This is a genomic window from Pseudomonas entomophila (assembly GCF_029478665.1).
GTDB classification, from domain to species: domain Bacteria; phylum Pseudomonadota; class Gammaproteobacteria; order Pseudomonadales; family Pseudomonadaceae; genus Aquipseudomonas; species Aquipseudomonas entomophila_F.
In genome coordinates this window covers 27,590-43,402 of sequence record NZ_JARPQB010000032.1, presented here as the reverse complement: position 1 = coordinate 43,402, position 15,813 = coordinate 27,590, and the positions used below count along the sequence as shown (strand labels likewise).

At 65.3% G+C, this 15,813-nt stretch carries 11 protein-coding genes and 2 pseudogenes; 7 read left to right on the top strand and 6 right to left on the bottom strand.

The window, feature by feature from the left end; all coding sequences use genetic code 11:
- Positions 1-111 precede the first annotated feature (111 nt).
- A complete protein-coding gene (locus P5705_RS17090) occupies positions 112-1,341 on the top strand; it encodes a pyridoxal phosphate-dependent aminotransferase (RefSeq protein WP_277462043.1) in 1,230 nt (409 codons plus the stop codon).
- On the opposite strand, the gene P5705_RS17085 is transcribed toward P5705_RS17090, so the two are convergent.
- Together P5705_RS17085 and P5705_RS17080 are read right to left on the bottom strand one after the other, a co-directional pair.
- Positions 1,267-1,914, bottom strand: a complete 648-nt coding sequence (locus P5705_RS17085; protein ID WP_277462042.1) for a DUF1345 domain-containing protein — start codon at positions 1,912-1,914, stop codon at positions 1,267-1,269. The genes P5705_RS17090 and P5705_RS17085 overlap by 75 nt on opposite strands.
- 211 nt (positions 1,915-2,125) lie before the next feature.
- Entirely contained in the window at positions 2,126-3,307 is a 1,182-nt protein-coding gene (locus P5705_RS17080) for an NnrS family protein (protein ID WP_277462041.1), read from the bottom strand.
- 214 nt (positions 3,308-3,521) lie between these two features.
- Here P5705_RS17080 and P5705_RS17075 point away from each other — a divergent pair, with 214 nt between their 5' ends.
- Positions 3,522-4,436: a site-specific integrase gene (locus P5705_RS17075; protein ID WP_277462040.1), complete on the top strand. Its 915-nt coding sequence runs from the start codon at positions 3,522-3,524 to the stop codon at positions 4,434-4,436.
- Positions 4,437-4,516: 80 nt separating this feature from the next.
- Here P5705_RS17075 and P5705_RS26445 read toward each other — a convergent pair.
- Together P5705_RS26445 and P5705_RS26440 are read right to left on the bottom strand one after the other, a co-directional pair.
- Positions 4,517-5,029: pseudogene (locus P5705_RS26445) on the bottom strand (methyl-accepting chemotaxis protein); the annotation flags it as partial.
- A gap of 345 nt (positions 5,030-5,374) precedes the next feature.
- Positions 5,375-6,340: pseudogene (locus tag P5705_RS26440) on the bottom strand (HAMP domain-containing protein); the annotation flags it as partial.
- A 586-nt stretch (positions 6,341-6,926) separates the two neighbouring features.
- Here P5705_RS26440 and P5705_RS17065 point away from each other — a divergent pair.
- A complete protein-coding gene (locus P5705_RS17065) occupies positions 6,927-8,246 on the top strand; it encodes a Na+/H+ antiporter family protein (RefSeq protein ID WP_213657077.1) in 1,320 nt (439 codons plus the stop codon).
- Between the two features lie 9 nt (positions 8,247-8,255).
- On the opposite strand, the gene P5705_RS17060 is transcribed toward P5705_RS17065, so the two are convergent.
- On the bottom strand, positions 8,256-9,263 hold the full coding sequence (locus P5705_RS17060; protein ID WP_277462037.1) for a FecR family protein: 1,008 nt from the start codon (positions 9,261-9,263) through the stop codon (positions 8,256-8,258).
- A gap of 349 nt (positions 9,264-9,612) precedes the next feature.
- On the opposite strand from P5705_RS17060, the gene P5705_RS17055 reads away from it, so the two are divergent.
- The 4 genes from P5705_RS17055 (at position 9,613) to P5705_RS17040 (ending at position 13,754) form a co-directional block, all read left to right on the top strand.
- The gene (locus tag P5705_RS17055; RefSeq protein ID WP_213657071.1) at positions 9,613-10,086 is read left to right on the top strand and encodes a MarR family winged helix-turn-helix transcriptional regulator; all 474 of its coding nucleotides are present in this window, start codon (positions 9,613-9,615) and stop codon (positions 10,084-10,086) included.
- A 30-nt stretch (positions 10,087-10,116) separates the two neighbouring features.
- Positions 10,117-11,310 (top strand): HlyD family efflux transporter periplasmic adaptor subunit, encoded by a 1,194-nt coding sequence (locus P5705_RS17050; protein WP_277462036.1) that lies wholly within the window; start codon positions 10,117-10,119, stop codon positions 11,308-11,310.
- On the top strand, positions 11,307-12,842 hold the full coding sequence (locus tag P5705_RS17045; protein ID WP_277462035.1) for a DHA2 family efflux MFS transporter permease subunit: 1,536 nt from the start codon (positions 11,307-11,309) through the stop codon (positions 12,840-12,842). The genes P5705_RS17050 and P5705_RS17045 overlap by 4 nt, the downstream gene beginning before the upstream one ends.
- Before the next feature lie 165 nt (positions 12,843-13,007).
- Positions 13,008-13,754: an SDR family oxidoreductase gene (locus P5705_RS17040; RefSeq protein WP_277462033.1), complete on the top strand. Its 747-nt coding sequence runs from the start codon at positions 13,008-13,010 to the stop codon at positions 13,752-13,754.
- A gap of 6 nt (positions 13,755-13,760) precedes the next feature.
- Here the strand turns inward: P5705_RS17040 and P5705_RS17035 are convergent, their stop codons facing one another.
- On the bottom strand, positions 13,761-15,803 hold the full coding sequence (locus P5705_RS17035) for an ATP-binding protein (protein ID WP_277462032.1): 2,043 nt from the start codon (positions 15,801-15,803) through the stop codon (positions 13,761-13,763).
- Between the last annotated feature and the right edge of the window lie 10 nt (positions 15,804-15,813).

Here is a 15,813-nt window from a genome sequence, read left to right as displayed (position 1 = left end):
GGGCAAACGTTTGTCCTGTGGCCCGGGCGCTGGCGAGGCGTGCGGCTCTGCTATGTTTACTGGCAGCGATTTCGGACCAGCGGTGCGGCTCGGGCAGACAGGGAGGTAGCCATGCGATTTTCCACGCTCACCCAACGCATCGCCGGCGAGGCGGCCGCTGCCTGGGATATCCACTACCAGGCCCTGGCCCTGCGCCGACAGGGGCGCGAGGTGTTCCTGCTGTCGATGGGCGACCCGGACTTCGACACGCCGCCGGCGGTGGTCGAGGCGGCGGTCGCCAGCTTGCGGCACGGTGACACCCACTACAGCGATGTGCGCGGCAGCCTGGCCTTGCGTCAGGCCATCGTACACGACCGCCAACTGCCCCTCGACCCGGACCAGGTGGTTGTCACTGCTGGCGCCCAGTGCGCCTTGTACGCGACTTTCCAGTGCCTGTTCGAAGCCGGCGACGAGGTGATCGTCGCTGAGCCGATGTATGTCACCTACCACGGTGTGTTCGGTGCTTGTGGCGCGCAGCCGGTGCCGGTGGCGGTAAGCTCGGAAGAGGGCTTTCGGCTTGACCCTGGCGCAGTGGCCCGGGCCATCACCCCGCGCACCCGTGGCGTGCTGCTCAACAGCCCGCACAACCCCACCGGCGCGACCATCGATGCGGCCGACATGGCGAGCCTTGCACAGCTGTGCCGTGAACATGACCTGTGGCTGGTCTGTGACGAGGTGTATCGCAACCTGAGTTATGACAGCCCGGCGCCAAGCCCGCTCAGCCTGCCGGGCATGGCCGAGCGCTGCGTGGTGATCGACAGCCTGTCCAAGTCCCATGCCATGAGCGGCTGGCGAGTGGGCTGGGTGATCGGGCCCAAGGCGCTGGCGGCGCATCTGGGCAACCTGGCCATGGCCATGCTGTTCGGCCTGCCGGAATTCGTCATGCAGGCCACCTGCCTGGCGCTGGAGCGCGATTTGCCGGAAGTACGGCGAATGCGCGAGGCCTACCGCCAGCGGCGCGACCGAGTCTGCGCGGCGCTGGAAGGCTGCCCGGGGGTGCGCGTGCATCGCCCGGCGGGCGGCATGTTCGTGATGCTCGATATCCGTGGCAGTGGGCTCAGCGCGCAGATCTTCGCCCAGCGTCTGCTGCTGGAGGAGGGGGTGACGTTGTTGCCCGGAGATGCCTTCGGCCCAAGCGCGGCCGGGCATGTGCGGCTGGGGCTGGTGCTGGATGCCGAGGTGCTGGAGGAGGCCTGCCGGCGCATCGTCGCCTGCGCCCGGCGAGTGCTAGCCGAGCAGGCCGGCGGCGATGTTGATGGTGAAGCCGAGGATCGCCGTGTTGAACACGAAGCCTACCAGTGAGTGGGCCAGTACCGCCTTGCGCATGGCGCGCCCCCCGACGCCTATGTCCGAGGTCTGCACCGCGACACTGATGGTGAACGAGAAGTAGTGAAAATCCCAGTAGTCCGGGTTGCGCTCGTTATCGGGGAAGCGCAGCGGCGGCTCGTGGCGATCGCCGGTGTAGAACAGCCGTGCGTAGTGCAGGCTGAAGATGCAACCGATCAGCAGCCATGACCCGGCCACGGTCAGGCCGGTATACAGGTAGTGCAGGGCCAGCGCGCCGCCCTCCAGGCCACGGCTGGACACCAGTTGCAAGGTCACTGCGGCGAGGCTGGCGATGGCCGCCACGATGACGGTGACCAGCACCAGGCCAGCGTTCTCGTCTTCGATGCTGGCCACTTGGCGGACCTTCTGTGCGGTCGCCCGCAGGCTGAGCCACAGGACCATCAGCAAGTAGAGCCACACACCAAGGTTCCAGCCAGCGAGGATGCGCTGCACGGTGTCGTCGGTGGGGATCAGCCAGGCGCCGAGAAGGCCGGCCAGGATGGCGATGCTGAGGCGGGGATGGGTGCGGGTGAGGTGGTGGAAGGCCATGCTGTCTCGGAGGTGGAGGGGTGCGCTGCAACTGTAGACCACACGACGTTACCGGGCGAGCAGCAATGCCAACCTGCTCCCTATTGATTTGATGGGATTTCTGTAGGAGCGGCTTTAGCCGCGATACAGACAACTCGGTGTCTGGCACCCGCTTCGCGGGTGATCGCGGCTGAAGCCGCTCCTACAGGTCGCAACCATCGCAGGCGCTCTGCTATCCCGGCATCCCATCCACCCTTGGGCGCATCAGGATCGGCAGGTAATGCCACAGGAACAACAGCAACGCAGCACAGCCCAAAAGCACCGACACACCCAGCCCCAGCGGCGTGAGCGGCACCAGTGCCACCCGTGCCAGCGCCGCCAGTTGGATCAGCGCGAAGGCCCAACCGACACTGCGTGGCACCTGCAGGGGGCGCCCGGTGTGTCCGAGACTGACCCGCGCCATCATGGCCACGATCAGCCCGGTCATGCCCCCGACCGTGAGCGCATGGGCCGCCAGGCTCGGGTTGATTTCCACCCCGGCATGCCACACCGCCAGCCCCAGGCAGGCGGGCACCAGCCAGGCATAGGCCAAGTGCAGCGACCACAACAGTGGCACGCGCCAGAGGCCACGGTCGTGCCACAGTAGCAGGCGTATCCCGTGCAGCACGGCCAGGGTGCCGAACAGCAAGGCCATCAACGGCTGTGGTGTGTCGTTGAACCCCGCCAGGTAGCTGACGGGCAGGGCCACGCTCGCCACCAGGCAGGTACGGTCCAGCCAGGGGCGTGCGGGTGCCGGGGTCATGTTGCCCAGCCCGCGACGGGTGAAGAAGGGGATCACCCGGCCGCCGATCACACTCATCATCGCGGCCACCAGCCAGAGCCCGGCAAGCACGCCACGCCATTGCCAGGCTTCGTTGTGATTCAACCAACCGATCAGCGTCAACCACTGGCAGGACGCCAGCAGCAGGACCAGCACCACGATCGGATAATTGTTACGCAGGCGCCGCTGGATGATTGGCCGTGCCAGGGCCACGGCAACCAGGGGCAGGAAAGCGCCCTGGAGCACGACCATCAACCCTGCCGGCAGCGGCAGGAACCAGCTCGCCCGTGCCAGCAGCCAGAGCAGGAACAAACCCATCAAGGGGCGACCGCCCATACCGGGAATGCCGCTCCAGTTCTGCACGGCCGTCAGCAGAAAACCAGCCACGACGGCAGCGGCAAAGCCATAGAGCATTTCATGGCGGTGCCAGGCCAGCATGCCCCCCGAGGGCGAAAGCTGCAGGGTACCCGTCAGGGTGCCGCCCCACAGCAGCAAGGCAAGGAAGGCGAACAGGCTGCCGCCAAGGAAGAACGGACGAAAGCCCAGGGCCCAGAGGGCCTGGCGCGGACGTGCTGGGATGGGCTGGATGAGCATGAGGAGAACCTTGGTTCGATCAGCGGGAGTGTATGGGGTACCATCACGATCCGTGCCATCGCCGAAACCGTTGTATATCAAGGTGATGGCACTTGTTCAGGTCATAATGACCTGGTGTCTGTGCTGTCATTTTGACTTGCATCATTGTCGATATGACTTGTATTGCGCTTCACGTTGCTCTCTCGCGCCGAAGCTCCGCTACAGGATTCCCGTTGTGACCGACCTCCTGCGCAACCCGCTGTTGCAGTACCTCGCCCGCCTGGCGCCGTCCAGCCAGCTGACCATGCGCTACATCCTCCAGGACGCCGCCGATCGCCTGGGATTCGTCGATTGCGATATCGTCGATGTGCCTTGGCACCTTCTCGAGCCCGGCCACGTGATCGCCCTGGTGGCGGCCCTGCGCGCGGACGGCTATGCACCGAATACCTCGTCGCTGTACGTCAATGCGGTGCGTGGGGTCATGAACGAAGCCTGGCGCCAGGGCCTGATCGAGCACGAGCATCTGCTGAAGATCCGTGAAATCAAGCCGGCCAGTGGCAGTCGACTGCCCGCAGGACGCAACCTGCGGCGCAGCCTGATCCGTGAGCTGATGGACGTTTGCGCCGCCGATCCGCGACCACAGGGCGTGCGCGATGCGGCGATCCTCGCGCTGCTGTATGGCACCGGCATGCGCAAGTCGGAATCGGTGGACGTGAACCTGGCCCAGGTCGACTTCGACGAGCGCAGCGTGCAGGTGCTGGGCAAGGGCAATCGTGAACTGATCAAGTACGCTCCGGCCTGGGCGTTCGACAAGTTGCAGGCCTGGCTCGACCTGCGCCGCCAGCACTTGCCGGCGGGGGAGCGTGACGATGCGTTCCTGTTCAACCGTATTCGCCGGGGCAGCCACATCACCCGGGCGCGCATCACCAAGCATGCCATCTACTACATCGCACGCCAGCGTGGGGCGCAGGTGGGGGCGAAGATCATGCCCCACGATTTTCGCCGGGCGTTCATCACCCGGGTGATCGAGGAGCACGACCTGTCGATCGCCCAGAAGCTGGCGCACCACGCCAATATCCAGACCACGGCGGGGTATGACCGGCGGGATGACAATGAGCGGCGGCGGGCGGTAGAACGGTTCGACTACTGAAGGGGCTGCATGGCACCGGCTTTGCCGGTGTTCGCCAGCAAGGCTGGCTCCTACGGGGGAGCCAGCCTATCAAGGGGAGGTCAGACGCGGAACTGGTCCATCAAGCCTTGCTGCTGGTTGGCCAGGCTGTTGAGCGACTGGCTGACCCGCGCCGATTCGTTGGCCTGGCCCGACAGCGATTCGGTGACATCGCGGATGGTGGCGACGTTGCTGTTAATCTCCTCGGCCACCGCGCTTTGCTCTTCCGCGGCGCTGGCGATCTGCAGGTTCATGTCGGTGATCACCGTCACGGCCTGGCCGATGCGTTGCAGCGCGGTGACGGCCTGGCCGACCTGTTCCACGCCGCCCTGGGCCTGGCGATGGCTGCTGTCCATGGCGCCCACCACCACTTGAGTGCCGGCCTGCAGGGCTTCGATCACCTGGCGGGTTTCCTCCACCGATTCCTGGGTGCGGCGGGCCAGGTTGCGCACCTCGTCGGCGACCACCGCGAAGCCACGGCCAGCTTCACCGGCACGGGCGGCCTCGATGGCGGCATTGAGCGCCAGCAGGTTGGTCTGTTCGGCGATCGAGCGGATCACCTCCAGCACCGAACCGATCTTCTCGCTGTTCTGCGCCAACCCTTCGACCTGGGCCATGGCGCTGTTCATGTCGGCGGCCAGGGTGTCGATGCTGGTGGTGGTGCGGTCGATCACCGCCAGGCCTTCGCGGGTGGCCTGGTCGGCCTCGCGCGCGGCCTGGGCGGCCTGGGCCGCGCTGCGGGCGACGTCCTGGGCGGTGGCGCTCATTTCATGGGAGGCGGTGGCCACCTGGTCGACCTGGCGGTACTGCTGCTCCATGCCGGCGCTGGTCTGGGCGGCAATGGCCGCCGACTGGTCGGCGGTGCCACGGGCGGCCTGTACCGAGCGTTTTACCTCGGCGATGGTCGGTTGCAGCTTGTCGAGGAAACGGTTGAACCAGCCTGCCAGCTCGCCCAGTTCGTCCTGCTTGGCGTATTCCAGGCGGCGGGTCAGGTCGCCTTCGCCGCTGGCGATGTCCTTGAGCATGGTTGCCACGCCGAGGATAGGCCGGGTCACGCCACGGGCCATCAGCCACACCAGCAGCAGGCCGGCGATGGCGGCGGCCAGGCCCAGGCCCAGCTCCAGCAGGGTGCCGCTGGTGTTGAGGGCGTCGAGTTCCACCTTGAGGGTTTCGGCCGGGCCGGTGAGGGCGCTTTCCGGGACGTCGAGCAGCACGCCCCAGGGTTTGCCGCCGGGGATCGGCTCGAACGCGGCCAGCACTTTCAGGCGTTGCTGGTCGTGGAGGATCTGCAGTTTGCCTTCACCGAGCTTGCGCACCATCTCGGCGCCCTGGGCGCGGTCGACCTGGTCGAAGCGCTGGGCCAGCTTGGTGGCGTCGGCGCTGTAGCCGGCCAGCAAACCGACCGGGCTGAGGATGCCGACCGTGGTGCGGCCTTCGTACAGGCTGCGGCTGGCCGTCTGGCTGAGGGCCTGCAGGCTGTTGAGGTTGATGTCGATGGACAGCGTGGCGATCACTTTACCGTTGGCCTTGAGCGGGAAGACGATGCTGGTCATCAGCACACGCTGGCCGTCGATGTCATAGAAGTACGGCTCCACCACGCATACCTGGCCGCTGCTGCGCGGGCACACCCACCAGGTGTTGGCCGGCTGGCCGCTGGGGCCGATCTCGGTGTTGGCCATGTCATGCTCGGGCAAGGCCATCGAGGTCAACTGGCCGGCGCGGGGTTGCGACCAGTACAGGGCGAAACGCCCGGTTTCGTTGCTGCCCAGCTCGCTCTGGCCGGCGAACAGCTTATCCTTGCCGTCCAGCGCGCCAGGCTCGAACACCAGCGACAGACCCAGCAGGTCGGGGTTGGCCTGCAGGGCCGCGCGCACCTGCGCGGTCATGTCCTGGCGCAGGTCGTAGGCGTCGAGGAAGCGCTTTTCCGCCTGCTCGCGCAGGAACAGTACCTGGCGGGCGAAGCCGGCGCCGTACTGGTAGGCGTCCATGAACTGGCGACGGATGTTCAGGGCCTGGACCTCGCCTTGGGACTCGATGCGCGACTGGGCCGCCTCGGTGAGCATCTTCATGCTGCTGGCCTTGACCAGGTCCGAGCTGTGATCCATGCGGTACAGCGAAAGGCCGACCAGCAGGGTGACGATGGCCGCCAGGCATAGGCCTGCCAGCAGTGTGATCTTCCATTGAATCGAGAGTTGTCGCAGCGAAGGCATTGGGGCAATTCCGTTCTAATAGGTTTGATGCTGCCGACTGTGTCGGCGGTCGCCGTTTTTTCTTTATTCAAACGTTCAATTTAATGCTTCGACGTTCGTCTATAGCAAGCGAAGGGCCGCGGGGCAGACGCTTTTGACATCTGCTGGCCTGTGCTTCAGAGTGTGCGCCCTTCATAACAACATCCCATGGTCCGGCCAGCGCCTGTGTGCGGTCTGTCGCCGGAACGCTCGCTTTTTGTCTGTCGTAACGAGGTTTGCACACATGAATGCAGTGATTGCCGCGGTCGGGTTGATGCTGGTACTGAGCCTGTCCCGCGTGCATGTGGTCATCGCGCTGATCATCGGCGCCCTGGCCGGGGGCCTGGTCGGTGGGTTAGGTATCGAAGGTACGCTCAAGGCCTTCAACGGTGGCCTGGGCGGCGGCGCCACGGTGGCGCTTTCGTATGCCTTGCTCGGCGCGTTCGCCGTGGCCATTGCCAAGTCCGGCCTGGCCCATGCCCTGGCCGACCGTGCCCTGGCCATGATCGACCGGCAGGGCCATGCCGAAGGCGGCAAGGTGAAGTGGCTGTTGATCGGGTTGATGCTGGTGGTGGCGGTGTCGTCGCAGAACATCCTGCCGATCCATATCGCCTTCATCCCCTTGCTGGTGCCACCGCTGCTGTATGTGCTCACGCGCCTGCGCATCGACCGCCGGCTGATCGCCTGCGTGATGACCTTCGGCCTGATCACCCCGTACATGTTCTTGCCGGTGGGTTTTGGCAACATCTTCCTCAATGAGATCCTGCTGGCCAACGTCAGCCGTGCCGGCGTGGATGTCAGTGGCGTGAACGTGACCCATGCCATGGCCATTCCGGCCGCAGGCATGCTGGCCGGCCTGCTGCTGGCGGTGTTCTTCAGCTACCGCAAGAAACGCGACTACGACCTGGCGCGCATCGAGCAGGTGGAGCAGGTCAGTGTGCAGTACAACCCGCTGACCCTGCTGGTGGCGGGGGTGGCCATTGCCTCGGCGTTCATCATCCAGCTGTGGCTGGACTCGATGATCATCGGTGCCATGGTTGGTTTCCTGATCTTTTCGCTGTCGGGCATCGTGCGTTGGAGAGAGACCGACGACCTGTTCACCGAAGGCATGAAGATGATGGCCATGATCGGCTTCATCATGATCGCCGCCTCTGGCTTCGCCGAGGTGATGAAGGCCACCGGCGAAGTGAAGACCCTGGTGGAGGCCTCCGCTCAGTGGATCGACCACAGCAAGGGAGTGGGCGCGCTGCTGATGCTGCTGGTGGGGTTGCTGGTAACCATGGGCATCGGCTCGTCGTTCTCGACGGTGCCGATCCTGGCGGCGATCTTCGTGCCGCTGTGCGTGCAGTTGGGCTTCGACCCGGTCGCCACGGTGTGCATCGTCGGTACGGCGGGTGCCTTGGGGGATGCCGGTTCGCCGGCCTCGGACTCTACCCTCGGGCCGACCTCCGGCTTGAACGTGGACGGCCAGCACCACCATATCTGGGATACCGTGGTGCCGACCTTTATCCATTACAACCTGCCTTTGCTGGCCTTCGGCTGGCTGGCGGCGATGTCCCTCTGAGCGGTGGCCTCAGCCGCGGCTGGGGACCGGGACGATGCGGTTGAGGACGGTGCTGCCGTCCTTGCTGCGGGTGAGGTAGATCGGCAGCACCTTGGGCAGGGTGTCGACCAGGCGTGCGACCTGCGCGGTGCTGTAGATACCGCTGATGCGAATGCCAGCGGTGCTGTCGTCGGCCAGCAGCAGCGGCTTGTCGAGGTAGCGGTTGATCAGCGGCAGCGCCTGGGCAAGGCTCAGGTTGTCCAGCACCAGCTTGCCGTTGCGCCAGGCCAGGTTGTTGCCGTCGTCGTCGCTCTGGGCCAGCTGGGGCTCGAAATCTCCCTTGTCGTAGCTGGCCTGCATGCCCGGGCCAAGGCGGTAGCCACCGGAATTGCCGGCACTGCTGACCAGCACCGAACCCTCCACCAGGGTCACCTTGACCTGATCCTCATACTTCCACACGTTGAACTGAGTACCGGTCACCCGGGTCTGGCCGTTGCCGGCATGGACGATGAACGGGTGGCTGCTGTCGTGTGCGACCTTGAAGAACGCCTCGCCCTTGACCAGGGTGACGCGACGCTCGTCCTTGTAGTTCAGGTAGCGCAGCTCGCTGTGCAGGTTCAGCTCGACGCTGCTGCCGTCGCTCAGGCGCACCTGTTGCAGTTGGTCGGTGCTTGCGAAGTGCTGGTAGCTGTTGGGCAGCCAGCCTTGCTCCCAGCCGACCCAGCCGGCCAGGGGCAGGGCGAGCAGGGCAATCGCCGCCGCGCAGGCGAAAGGGCGCCAATGGCGCGCTGGAGCCTGCCGTGATGTCGAGGGCTTGAGCTCGACGACCGTGGCCGTCCGCGGCAGCAGGTCGGCGGTCTGCCAGATCTCCAGCATCGCCTGGTATTCCTCGGCATACCGTGGGTCGGCGGCCAGCCACTGGCTGAACGCCTGGCGCTCGGCCGCCGTGCAATCGTCGGCGTGCAGGCGCATGCACCAGTGCGCGGCGGCATCGGTGATGGCATCGTCTTCGCTGGGAATGAGGCGGTCCTGGTTCATTGCGGCTCCCGGTTTTGCGGCATTCTACCTGCGGGCGGGCCTGTCGAGAACGTGTTAATGGCGAATGACTATCAATTGTAGGAAAAATCGTCGCATATGAGGATGGGTCGTATCTGTGCCAGGTCGAGGCGTTGGGGTTGCGTGCAGGAGCGGCTTCAGCCGCGATGCAGGCAACGCGGTGCCTGGCCACCCGCTTCGCGGGTGATCGCGGCTAAAGCCGCTCCTACAGAGGCCGCGTCAAACCGTTGGTTTTTCCCCTTCATGAAATTTTTGTTAGCCAGCTAATCAAGGCTTTGACATTCACTGCCTAGGCAGTAATATTTCCATACAATTCACCGAGCAGACTCTGATGTCCCATTTCACCCCGGAAAATTTCCAGACTTGCACCATCGGCATGTTGCTCGGTCGCGCCGCCATGCTGAAGGACCGCATCCTCGACTGGCACCTCGAAGCCGACGGCGTCACCGCCGCCCAGTTCAAGGTGCTGATCATCGTCACCCAGTACCAGGTCGACACCCCCGCGGAACTGTGCCGCTACCTGGGCCTGGACAGCGGCTCGATGACCCGCATGCTCGACCGCCTCGAGCAGAAGGGGCTGATCCTGCGCCATCGCTGCGCGGACGACCGTCGCCAGGTGCGCCTGGCGCTGACCGCCGACGGCCAGCGCCTGGCCGACCGTCTGCCACAGGTGGGCGCGGCGGCGATGAACGAGCTGGTCGGGGTGCTGCAGCCTGACGAGCTCAAGACCCTCGAAGGCTTGCTGGCCAAGGTACTGATCAGCGCCGGCGACCCCCTGACGATCCGCCGCTTCGGCGATCGTTGATCCCTGTCACGCATTCTCCAAGGTACCGTCATGGCCACTCCCGTCGACACCTCCAACCCCGCCGTCGCGGCCGACAACACGCGCAAGCGCAAGACCTGGCTGCTTGCCCTGTTACTGTTGCTGATCCTCGCCGGTGCCGGCACCTGGGCCTGGTACAGCCTGGTCGGGCGTTGGCACGAAAGCACCGACGACGCCTACGTGAATGGCAACGTGGTGGAAATCACCCCGCTGATCACCGGCACCGTCACCAGCATCGGTGCCGATGATGGCGACCTGGTTCACGCGGGCCAGGTGCTGCTGCAGTTCGACCCGGCCGACAGTGAGGTTACCCTGCAGGCCGCCGAGGCCAAGCTGGCGCGTACCGTGCGCCAGGTGCGAGGGCTGTACAGCAATGTCGATTCGCTCAAGGCCCAGCTGGAAACCCGTCAGGCCGAACTGCAAAAGGCCCAGCAGAACTACAACCGACGCAAGGTGCTGGCCGACAGCGGTGCCATCGCCCAGGAAGAAATCGCCCATTCCCGCGACGACCTGGCCGTGGCCCAGGCTGCCGTCAATGGGGCACGCCAGCAGCTCAACACCAGCACCGCGCTGGTCGACGATACCGTGGTGTCCTCGCACCCGGAGGTCATGGCCGCCGCCGCCGAGCTGCGCCAGGCCTACCTCGACCACGCTCGCACCACCCTGGTGGCGCCGGTCACCGGCTACGTCGCCAAGCGTACCGTGCAGTTGGGCCAGCGCCTGCAACCGGGCACCGCGACCATGGCAGTGATTCCCCTGGACGAGGTGTGGATCGACGCCAACTTCAAGGAAACCCAGCTGCGCGACATGCGCATCGGCCAGCCGGTGGAGATCAGCGCCGACCTGTACGGTGGCGAAGTGAAGTACAACGGCACCGTCGACAGCCTGGGGGCCGGTACCGGCAGCGCCTTTGCCCTGCTGCCGGCGCAGAACGCCACCGGCAACTGGATCAAGATCGTCCAGCGCGTGCCGGTGCGTATCCACCTGAACCCCGAACAGTTGAAGGACCACCCGCTGCGCATCGGCCTGTCCACCGTCGTCGAAGTCGATCTGCACGACCAGAGCGGCCCGGCCCTCGCCCAGCAACCGCCACAGCAGGCCAGCTACACCACCCAGGTCTATGACCGCCAGCTGGTCGAAGCCGACAACCTGATCGCCCGGCTGATCCACGAAAACAGCGCCACCGGCAAGACGGCCCAGCGATGAGCCAGGCGGCCCCCGCGCAGTTCACCCCACCAAGCCTGCTGCTGACCACCATCGGCCTGTCGCTGGCGACGTTCATGCAAGTGCTCGACACCACCATCGCCAACGTCGCCTTGCCGACCATTTCCGGCAACCTGGGGGTCAGCTACGAACAGGGCACCTGGGTGATTACCTCGTTCGCGGTGAGCAACGCCATCGCCTTGCCGCTGACCGGCTGGCTGAGCCGGCGCTTCGGCGAGGTGAAGCTGTTCATCTGGGCCACACTGCTGTTCGTGCTGGCCTCGTTCCTCTGCGGCGTTGCCCAGTCGATGCCCGAGCTGGTCGGCTTCCGGGTGCTGCAGGGGGTGGTGGCCGGCCCGTTGTACCCGATGACGCAAACCCTGCTGATCGCCGTGTACCCACCTGCGAAAAGGGGCATGGCCCTGGCGTTGCTGGCGATGGTCACCGTGGTGGCGCCGATCGCCGGGCCGATACTGGGTGGCTGGATCACCGACAGCTACAGCTGGCCGTGGATCTTCTTCATCAATATCCCCATCGGCCTGTTCGCTGCTGCCGTGGTGCGCCAGCAGATGCGTGCGCGGCCGGTGGTCACCAGCCGCCAGCCGATGGACTACATCGGTCTGCTGACCTTGATCGTGGGGGTGGGGGCGCTGCAGGTGGTGCTGGACAAGGGCAATGACCTGGACTGGTTCGAGTCGTCGTTCATCATCGTCGGCACGTTGATCTCGGCGGTGTTCCTGGCGATCTTCATCATCTGGGAGCTGACCGACCGCCACCCGGTGGTCAACCTGCGCTTGTTCGTGCACCGCAATTTCCGTATTGGCACGCTGGTCTTGGTGGGCGGCTATGCCGGGTTCTTCGGGATCAACCTGATCCTGCCCCAGTGGCTGCAGACGCAGATGGGCTACACGGCCACCTGGGCGGGGCTGGCGGTGGCGCCGATCGGCCTGTTGCCGGTGCTGATGTCGCCCTTCGTCGGCAAGTATGCGCACCGCTTCGACCTGCGCGTGCTGGCCGGCATCGCGTTCCTGGCCATTGGTGCCAGCTGCTACATGCGCGCCGGCTTCACCAGCGAGGTGGACTTCACCCATATCGCCCTGGTGCAGCTGTTCATGGGCATCGGTGTGGCGCTGTTCTTCATGCCGACCCTGAGTATCCTGCTGTCCGACCTGCCGCCGCATCAAATCGCCGATGGTTCGGGGCTGGCCACCTTCCTGCGTACCCTGGGCGGCAGTTTCGCCGCGTCGCTCACCACCTGGATCTGGATTCGTCGCGCCGACCAGCACCATGCCTACCTGAGCGAGCACATCAGCACCTTCGACCCGGCCACCCGGCATTCCCTGGAGCAGTTGGGTGGGGCCGGCCAGCAGAGCTATGCGAAGCTGGAGCAGATCCTCAACAGCCAGGCCTACATGATGTCCACGGTGGATTACTTCACCTTGCTGACCTGGGTGTTCGCCGGGTTGATCTTGTTGGTGTGGCTGGCCAAGCCACCGTTCACCGCCAAGGCGGGGCCCGCTTCGGCAGGGCACTGACATAAAAAAAGCTGTAGGAGCCAGCTTTGCTGGCGAACCGCCTCACCACCGTGTGTCCAGCGGTTCGCCAGCAAGGCTGGCTCCTACAGGGGATGGCGTGGCATTGATCAAGGCGGTGGGTTTCCCCTAATCTTGTAGGTCTTTTCCGGGCAAATTGGCAGATCCATGGACAAGGTCATCGTCATCACCGGCGCCAGCCGGGGCATCGGCGCCGCCACCGCGTTGCTGGCGGCGCAACAGGGTTATCGCATCTGCATCAACTACCACGCCAACGACGAGGCCGCCGAGACGGTGCTGGCCCAGGTTCGCGAGCTGGGCGCCACGGCCATCGCCGTGCGTGCCGACGCCAGCGTCGAGGATGAGGTGGTGCGCTTGTTCCAGCGCGTGGACCACGAACTGGGGCCGGTTACCGCGCTGGTCAACAATGCCGGCACCATTGGCCAGCAGGGCCGGGTGGAGGAGATGTCGGAGTTCCGTCTGCTCAAGGTCATGAAGACCAACGTGGTCGGCCCGATGCTCTGCGCCAAGCACGCCTTGCTGCGCATGGCGCGGCGCCATGGCGGGCAGGGCGGGGCGATCGTCAATGTCTCCTCCATGGCCGCGCGGCTTGGCTCGCCCAATGAGTATGTCGACTACGCCGCCTCCAAGGGCGCGCTGGATACCTTCACCATTGGCCTGGCCAAGGAAGTGGCGAGCGAGGGCGTGCGCGTCAATGGCGTACGGCCAGGCTATATCCATACCGGCTTCCACGCCTTGAGCGGTGACCCCGAGCGCGTCACCAAGCTCGAGCCAGGCCTGCCCATGGGGCGCGGTGGGCGCCCCGAGGAAGTGGCCGAGGCGATCCTCTGGCTGCTGTCGGACCGGGCGTCCTACTCGACGGGCACCTTCATCGACCTGAGTGGCGGGCGCTGACGCCGGCTACCCGGCTGTCAGCAACTGCGCGACCAGGTCGGCGATGGCCGGCAGCTCGAACGGTTTGCGCAGCACAGCGGTGCGCGCCGGTAACTGGCCGTCGCTGAGCGCGGCGCTCTCGTCATAGCCGGTGATGAACAGCACCGGCAGGTCGGGATGCCGGGCTCTGCAGGCCTCGGCGACCTGGCGCCCGTTGAGGCCGCCCGGCAGGCCGATATCGCTGATCAGCAGGTCCGGCACGAAGCCGTGCGCCAATAGCGCCAGTGCGGCCGGGCCGTGTTCAACGCCTTCCCCCTCATGCCCGAGCTCATCGAGCACCTCGCCAATGACCAGGCGTAGCGCGGCCTGGTCCTCGACCAGCAGGATCCGCGCCCGGCCGGGTTGCGCCAGCCGTTCGCTCGTTGGATGAACCTCCGGCGCCTTCAGTGCTTCATGGTGACGGGGCAGGTAAAGATCGATGCGCGTGCCTGCGCCTGGTGTTGATTGGATCTGCAGCTGTCCACCGGACTGGCGTACGAAGCCGAAGGCCATCGACAACCCCAGCCCTGTGCCCTGGCCAAGCGGCTTGGTGGTGAAGAAGGGGTCGATGGCCCGCTCGACCACTTCAGGTGGCATCCCGCGGCCATTGTCCTCGACGCTCAGTTGCAGGTAGTCGCCTGCCGTGAGATCCAGCGTCGCGGCGTGTGCCAGGTCGAACGATTGGTTCGCGCAGCGGATGTCGATGCGGCCTCCACCGGGCAAGGCGTCACGGGCATTGATGCACAGGTTGAGCAGGGCACTTTCCAGTTGCGGTGGGTCGATGAAGGTCACCCACAGCTCCAGGCTGCAACTGACACTCACGGTGATGGTCGGGCCCACGCTGCGGCGGATCAGTTCCTCCATGTCGAGGATCAGTGCGCCAACCGAGGTGGCCTGTGGCAGCAGGGTCTGGCGGCGTGAGAAGGCCAGCAACCGATGCACCAGGGCCGCGGCCCGTCGCGCCGAATCGCCCGCGGTGTCGAGCAAGGTTGGGATGTCGTCCAGGCGTGCCTGCTCCAGGCGTTGGCGAATCAGCTCCTGGGCGCCCAGGATACCTCCGAGCAGGTTATTGAAATCATGGGCGATGCCGCCGGTGAGCTGGCCGACGGCTTCCATCTTCTGCGCCTGGCGCAATGCATCCTCGGCCTCCAGCAGGCGCTGCTGCTCGCTGACCTGACGGCTGATGTCGTAGACGAACAGGTAAGCGCCGACAATCGCGCCGTTGGCATCACGCAGTGGGTTGAAACGCAGTTCGAAATGCCGCTGTCGTTGTCCCTTCCCGTACTGGACCACTTCGATGAAGCTTTCTCCGCCCAGTGCCCGCCGCCAGAGCGCCACCGAGCGGTCGCACTCCTCGGGAAAACCGGCCAGGCGTTCGACCAGGCTGTCACCTGCCTTGACACTGCGACCGAACAGGAACTCGAAGTCCTTTACCGCTCGCGCATTGACTGCCAGAAAGCACAGTGAAGTGTCCAGCACCTGCACACGCGCCACGCTTCGCTCAACCAATTCGGCGAACAGGCTGCGCTCAGCCAACGCTGCGACGACCCGTTGCTCGAGGTGGTCGTTGAGTTGTTGCAGGGCAGTTTCGGCGCGGCGTCGCTCGGTGACATCCTTGAACAGCACGGCGACCTGGTTTTTTTCGGCGGGCTCGATACGGAAGGTGGTGACCGACAGTACCCGCCCGGTGGCTACCAGTTCCTGTTCGAACTGCAACGGTTGGCCGGTGCGTAGCACCTCACCGTACCGAGCTACCCAGTCGTCGGCCTCGTCGGGCACCATTTCCCGCAATTTTTGCCCGACCACGTTGGGAATACCGGCGTGGCGGGCGTAGGCGGCGTTGGCGACGATATGGATGTAGTCACTGAGTGGACCGTGGGGGCCGTCGAAGAACTCGATGACACAGAAACCTTCGTCCATGGTGTCGAACAAGAACCGGTACAGGCTGTTGTCGATACCTTGCAGCTGCGCCAGCTGAGCCTCAAGCTCGGCATTGCGCTGGCGCAGCTCATGGAGTTCACGTTCGGGCATGCGAGTGTCC

Coding starts and splice junctions, on each gene's coding strand:
- P5705_RS17055 (WP_213657071.1), top strand. CDS start 9,613: ATGTCCCATTTCACCCCGGAAAATTTCCAGACTTGCACCATCGGCATG.
- P5705_RS17085 (WP_277462042.1), bottom strand. CDS start 1,914: ATGGCCTTCCACCACCTCACCCGCACCCATCCCCGCCTCAGCATCGCC.
- P5705_RS17080 (WP_277462041.1), bottom strand. CDS start 3,307: ATGCTCATCCAGCCCATCCCAGCACGTCCGCGCCAGGCCCTCTGGGCC.
- P5705_RS17090 (WP_277462043.1), top strand. CDS start 112: ATGCGATTTTCCACGCTCACCCAACGCATCGCCGGCGAGGCGGCCGCT.
- P5705_RS17035 (WP_277462032.1), bottom strand. CDS start 15,803: ATGCCCGAACGTGAACTCCATGAGCTGCGCCAGCGCAATGCCGAGCTT.
- P5705_RS17040 (WP_277462033.1), top strand. CDS start 13,008: ATGGACAAGGTCATCGTCATCACCGGCGCCAGCCGGGGCATCGGCGCC.
- P5705_RS17050 (WP_277462036.1), top strand. CDS start 10,117: ATGGCCACTCCCGTCGACACCTCCAACCCCGCCGTCGCGGCCGACAAC.
- P5705_RS17060 (WP_277462037.1), bottom strand. CDS start 9,263: ATGAACCAGGACCGCCTCATTCCCAGCGAAGACGATGCCATCACCGAT.
- P5705_RS17065 (WP_213657077.1), top strand. CDS start 6,927: ATGAATGCAGTGATTGCCGCGGTCGGGTTGATGCTGGTACTGAGCCTG.
- P5705_RS17045 (WP_277462035.1), top strand. CDS start 11,307: ATGAGCCAGGCGGCCCCCGCGCAGTTCACCCCACCAAGCCTGCTGCTG.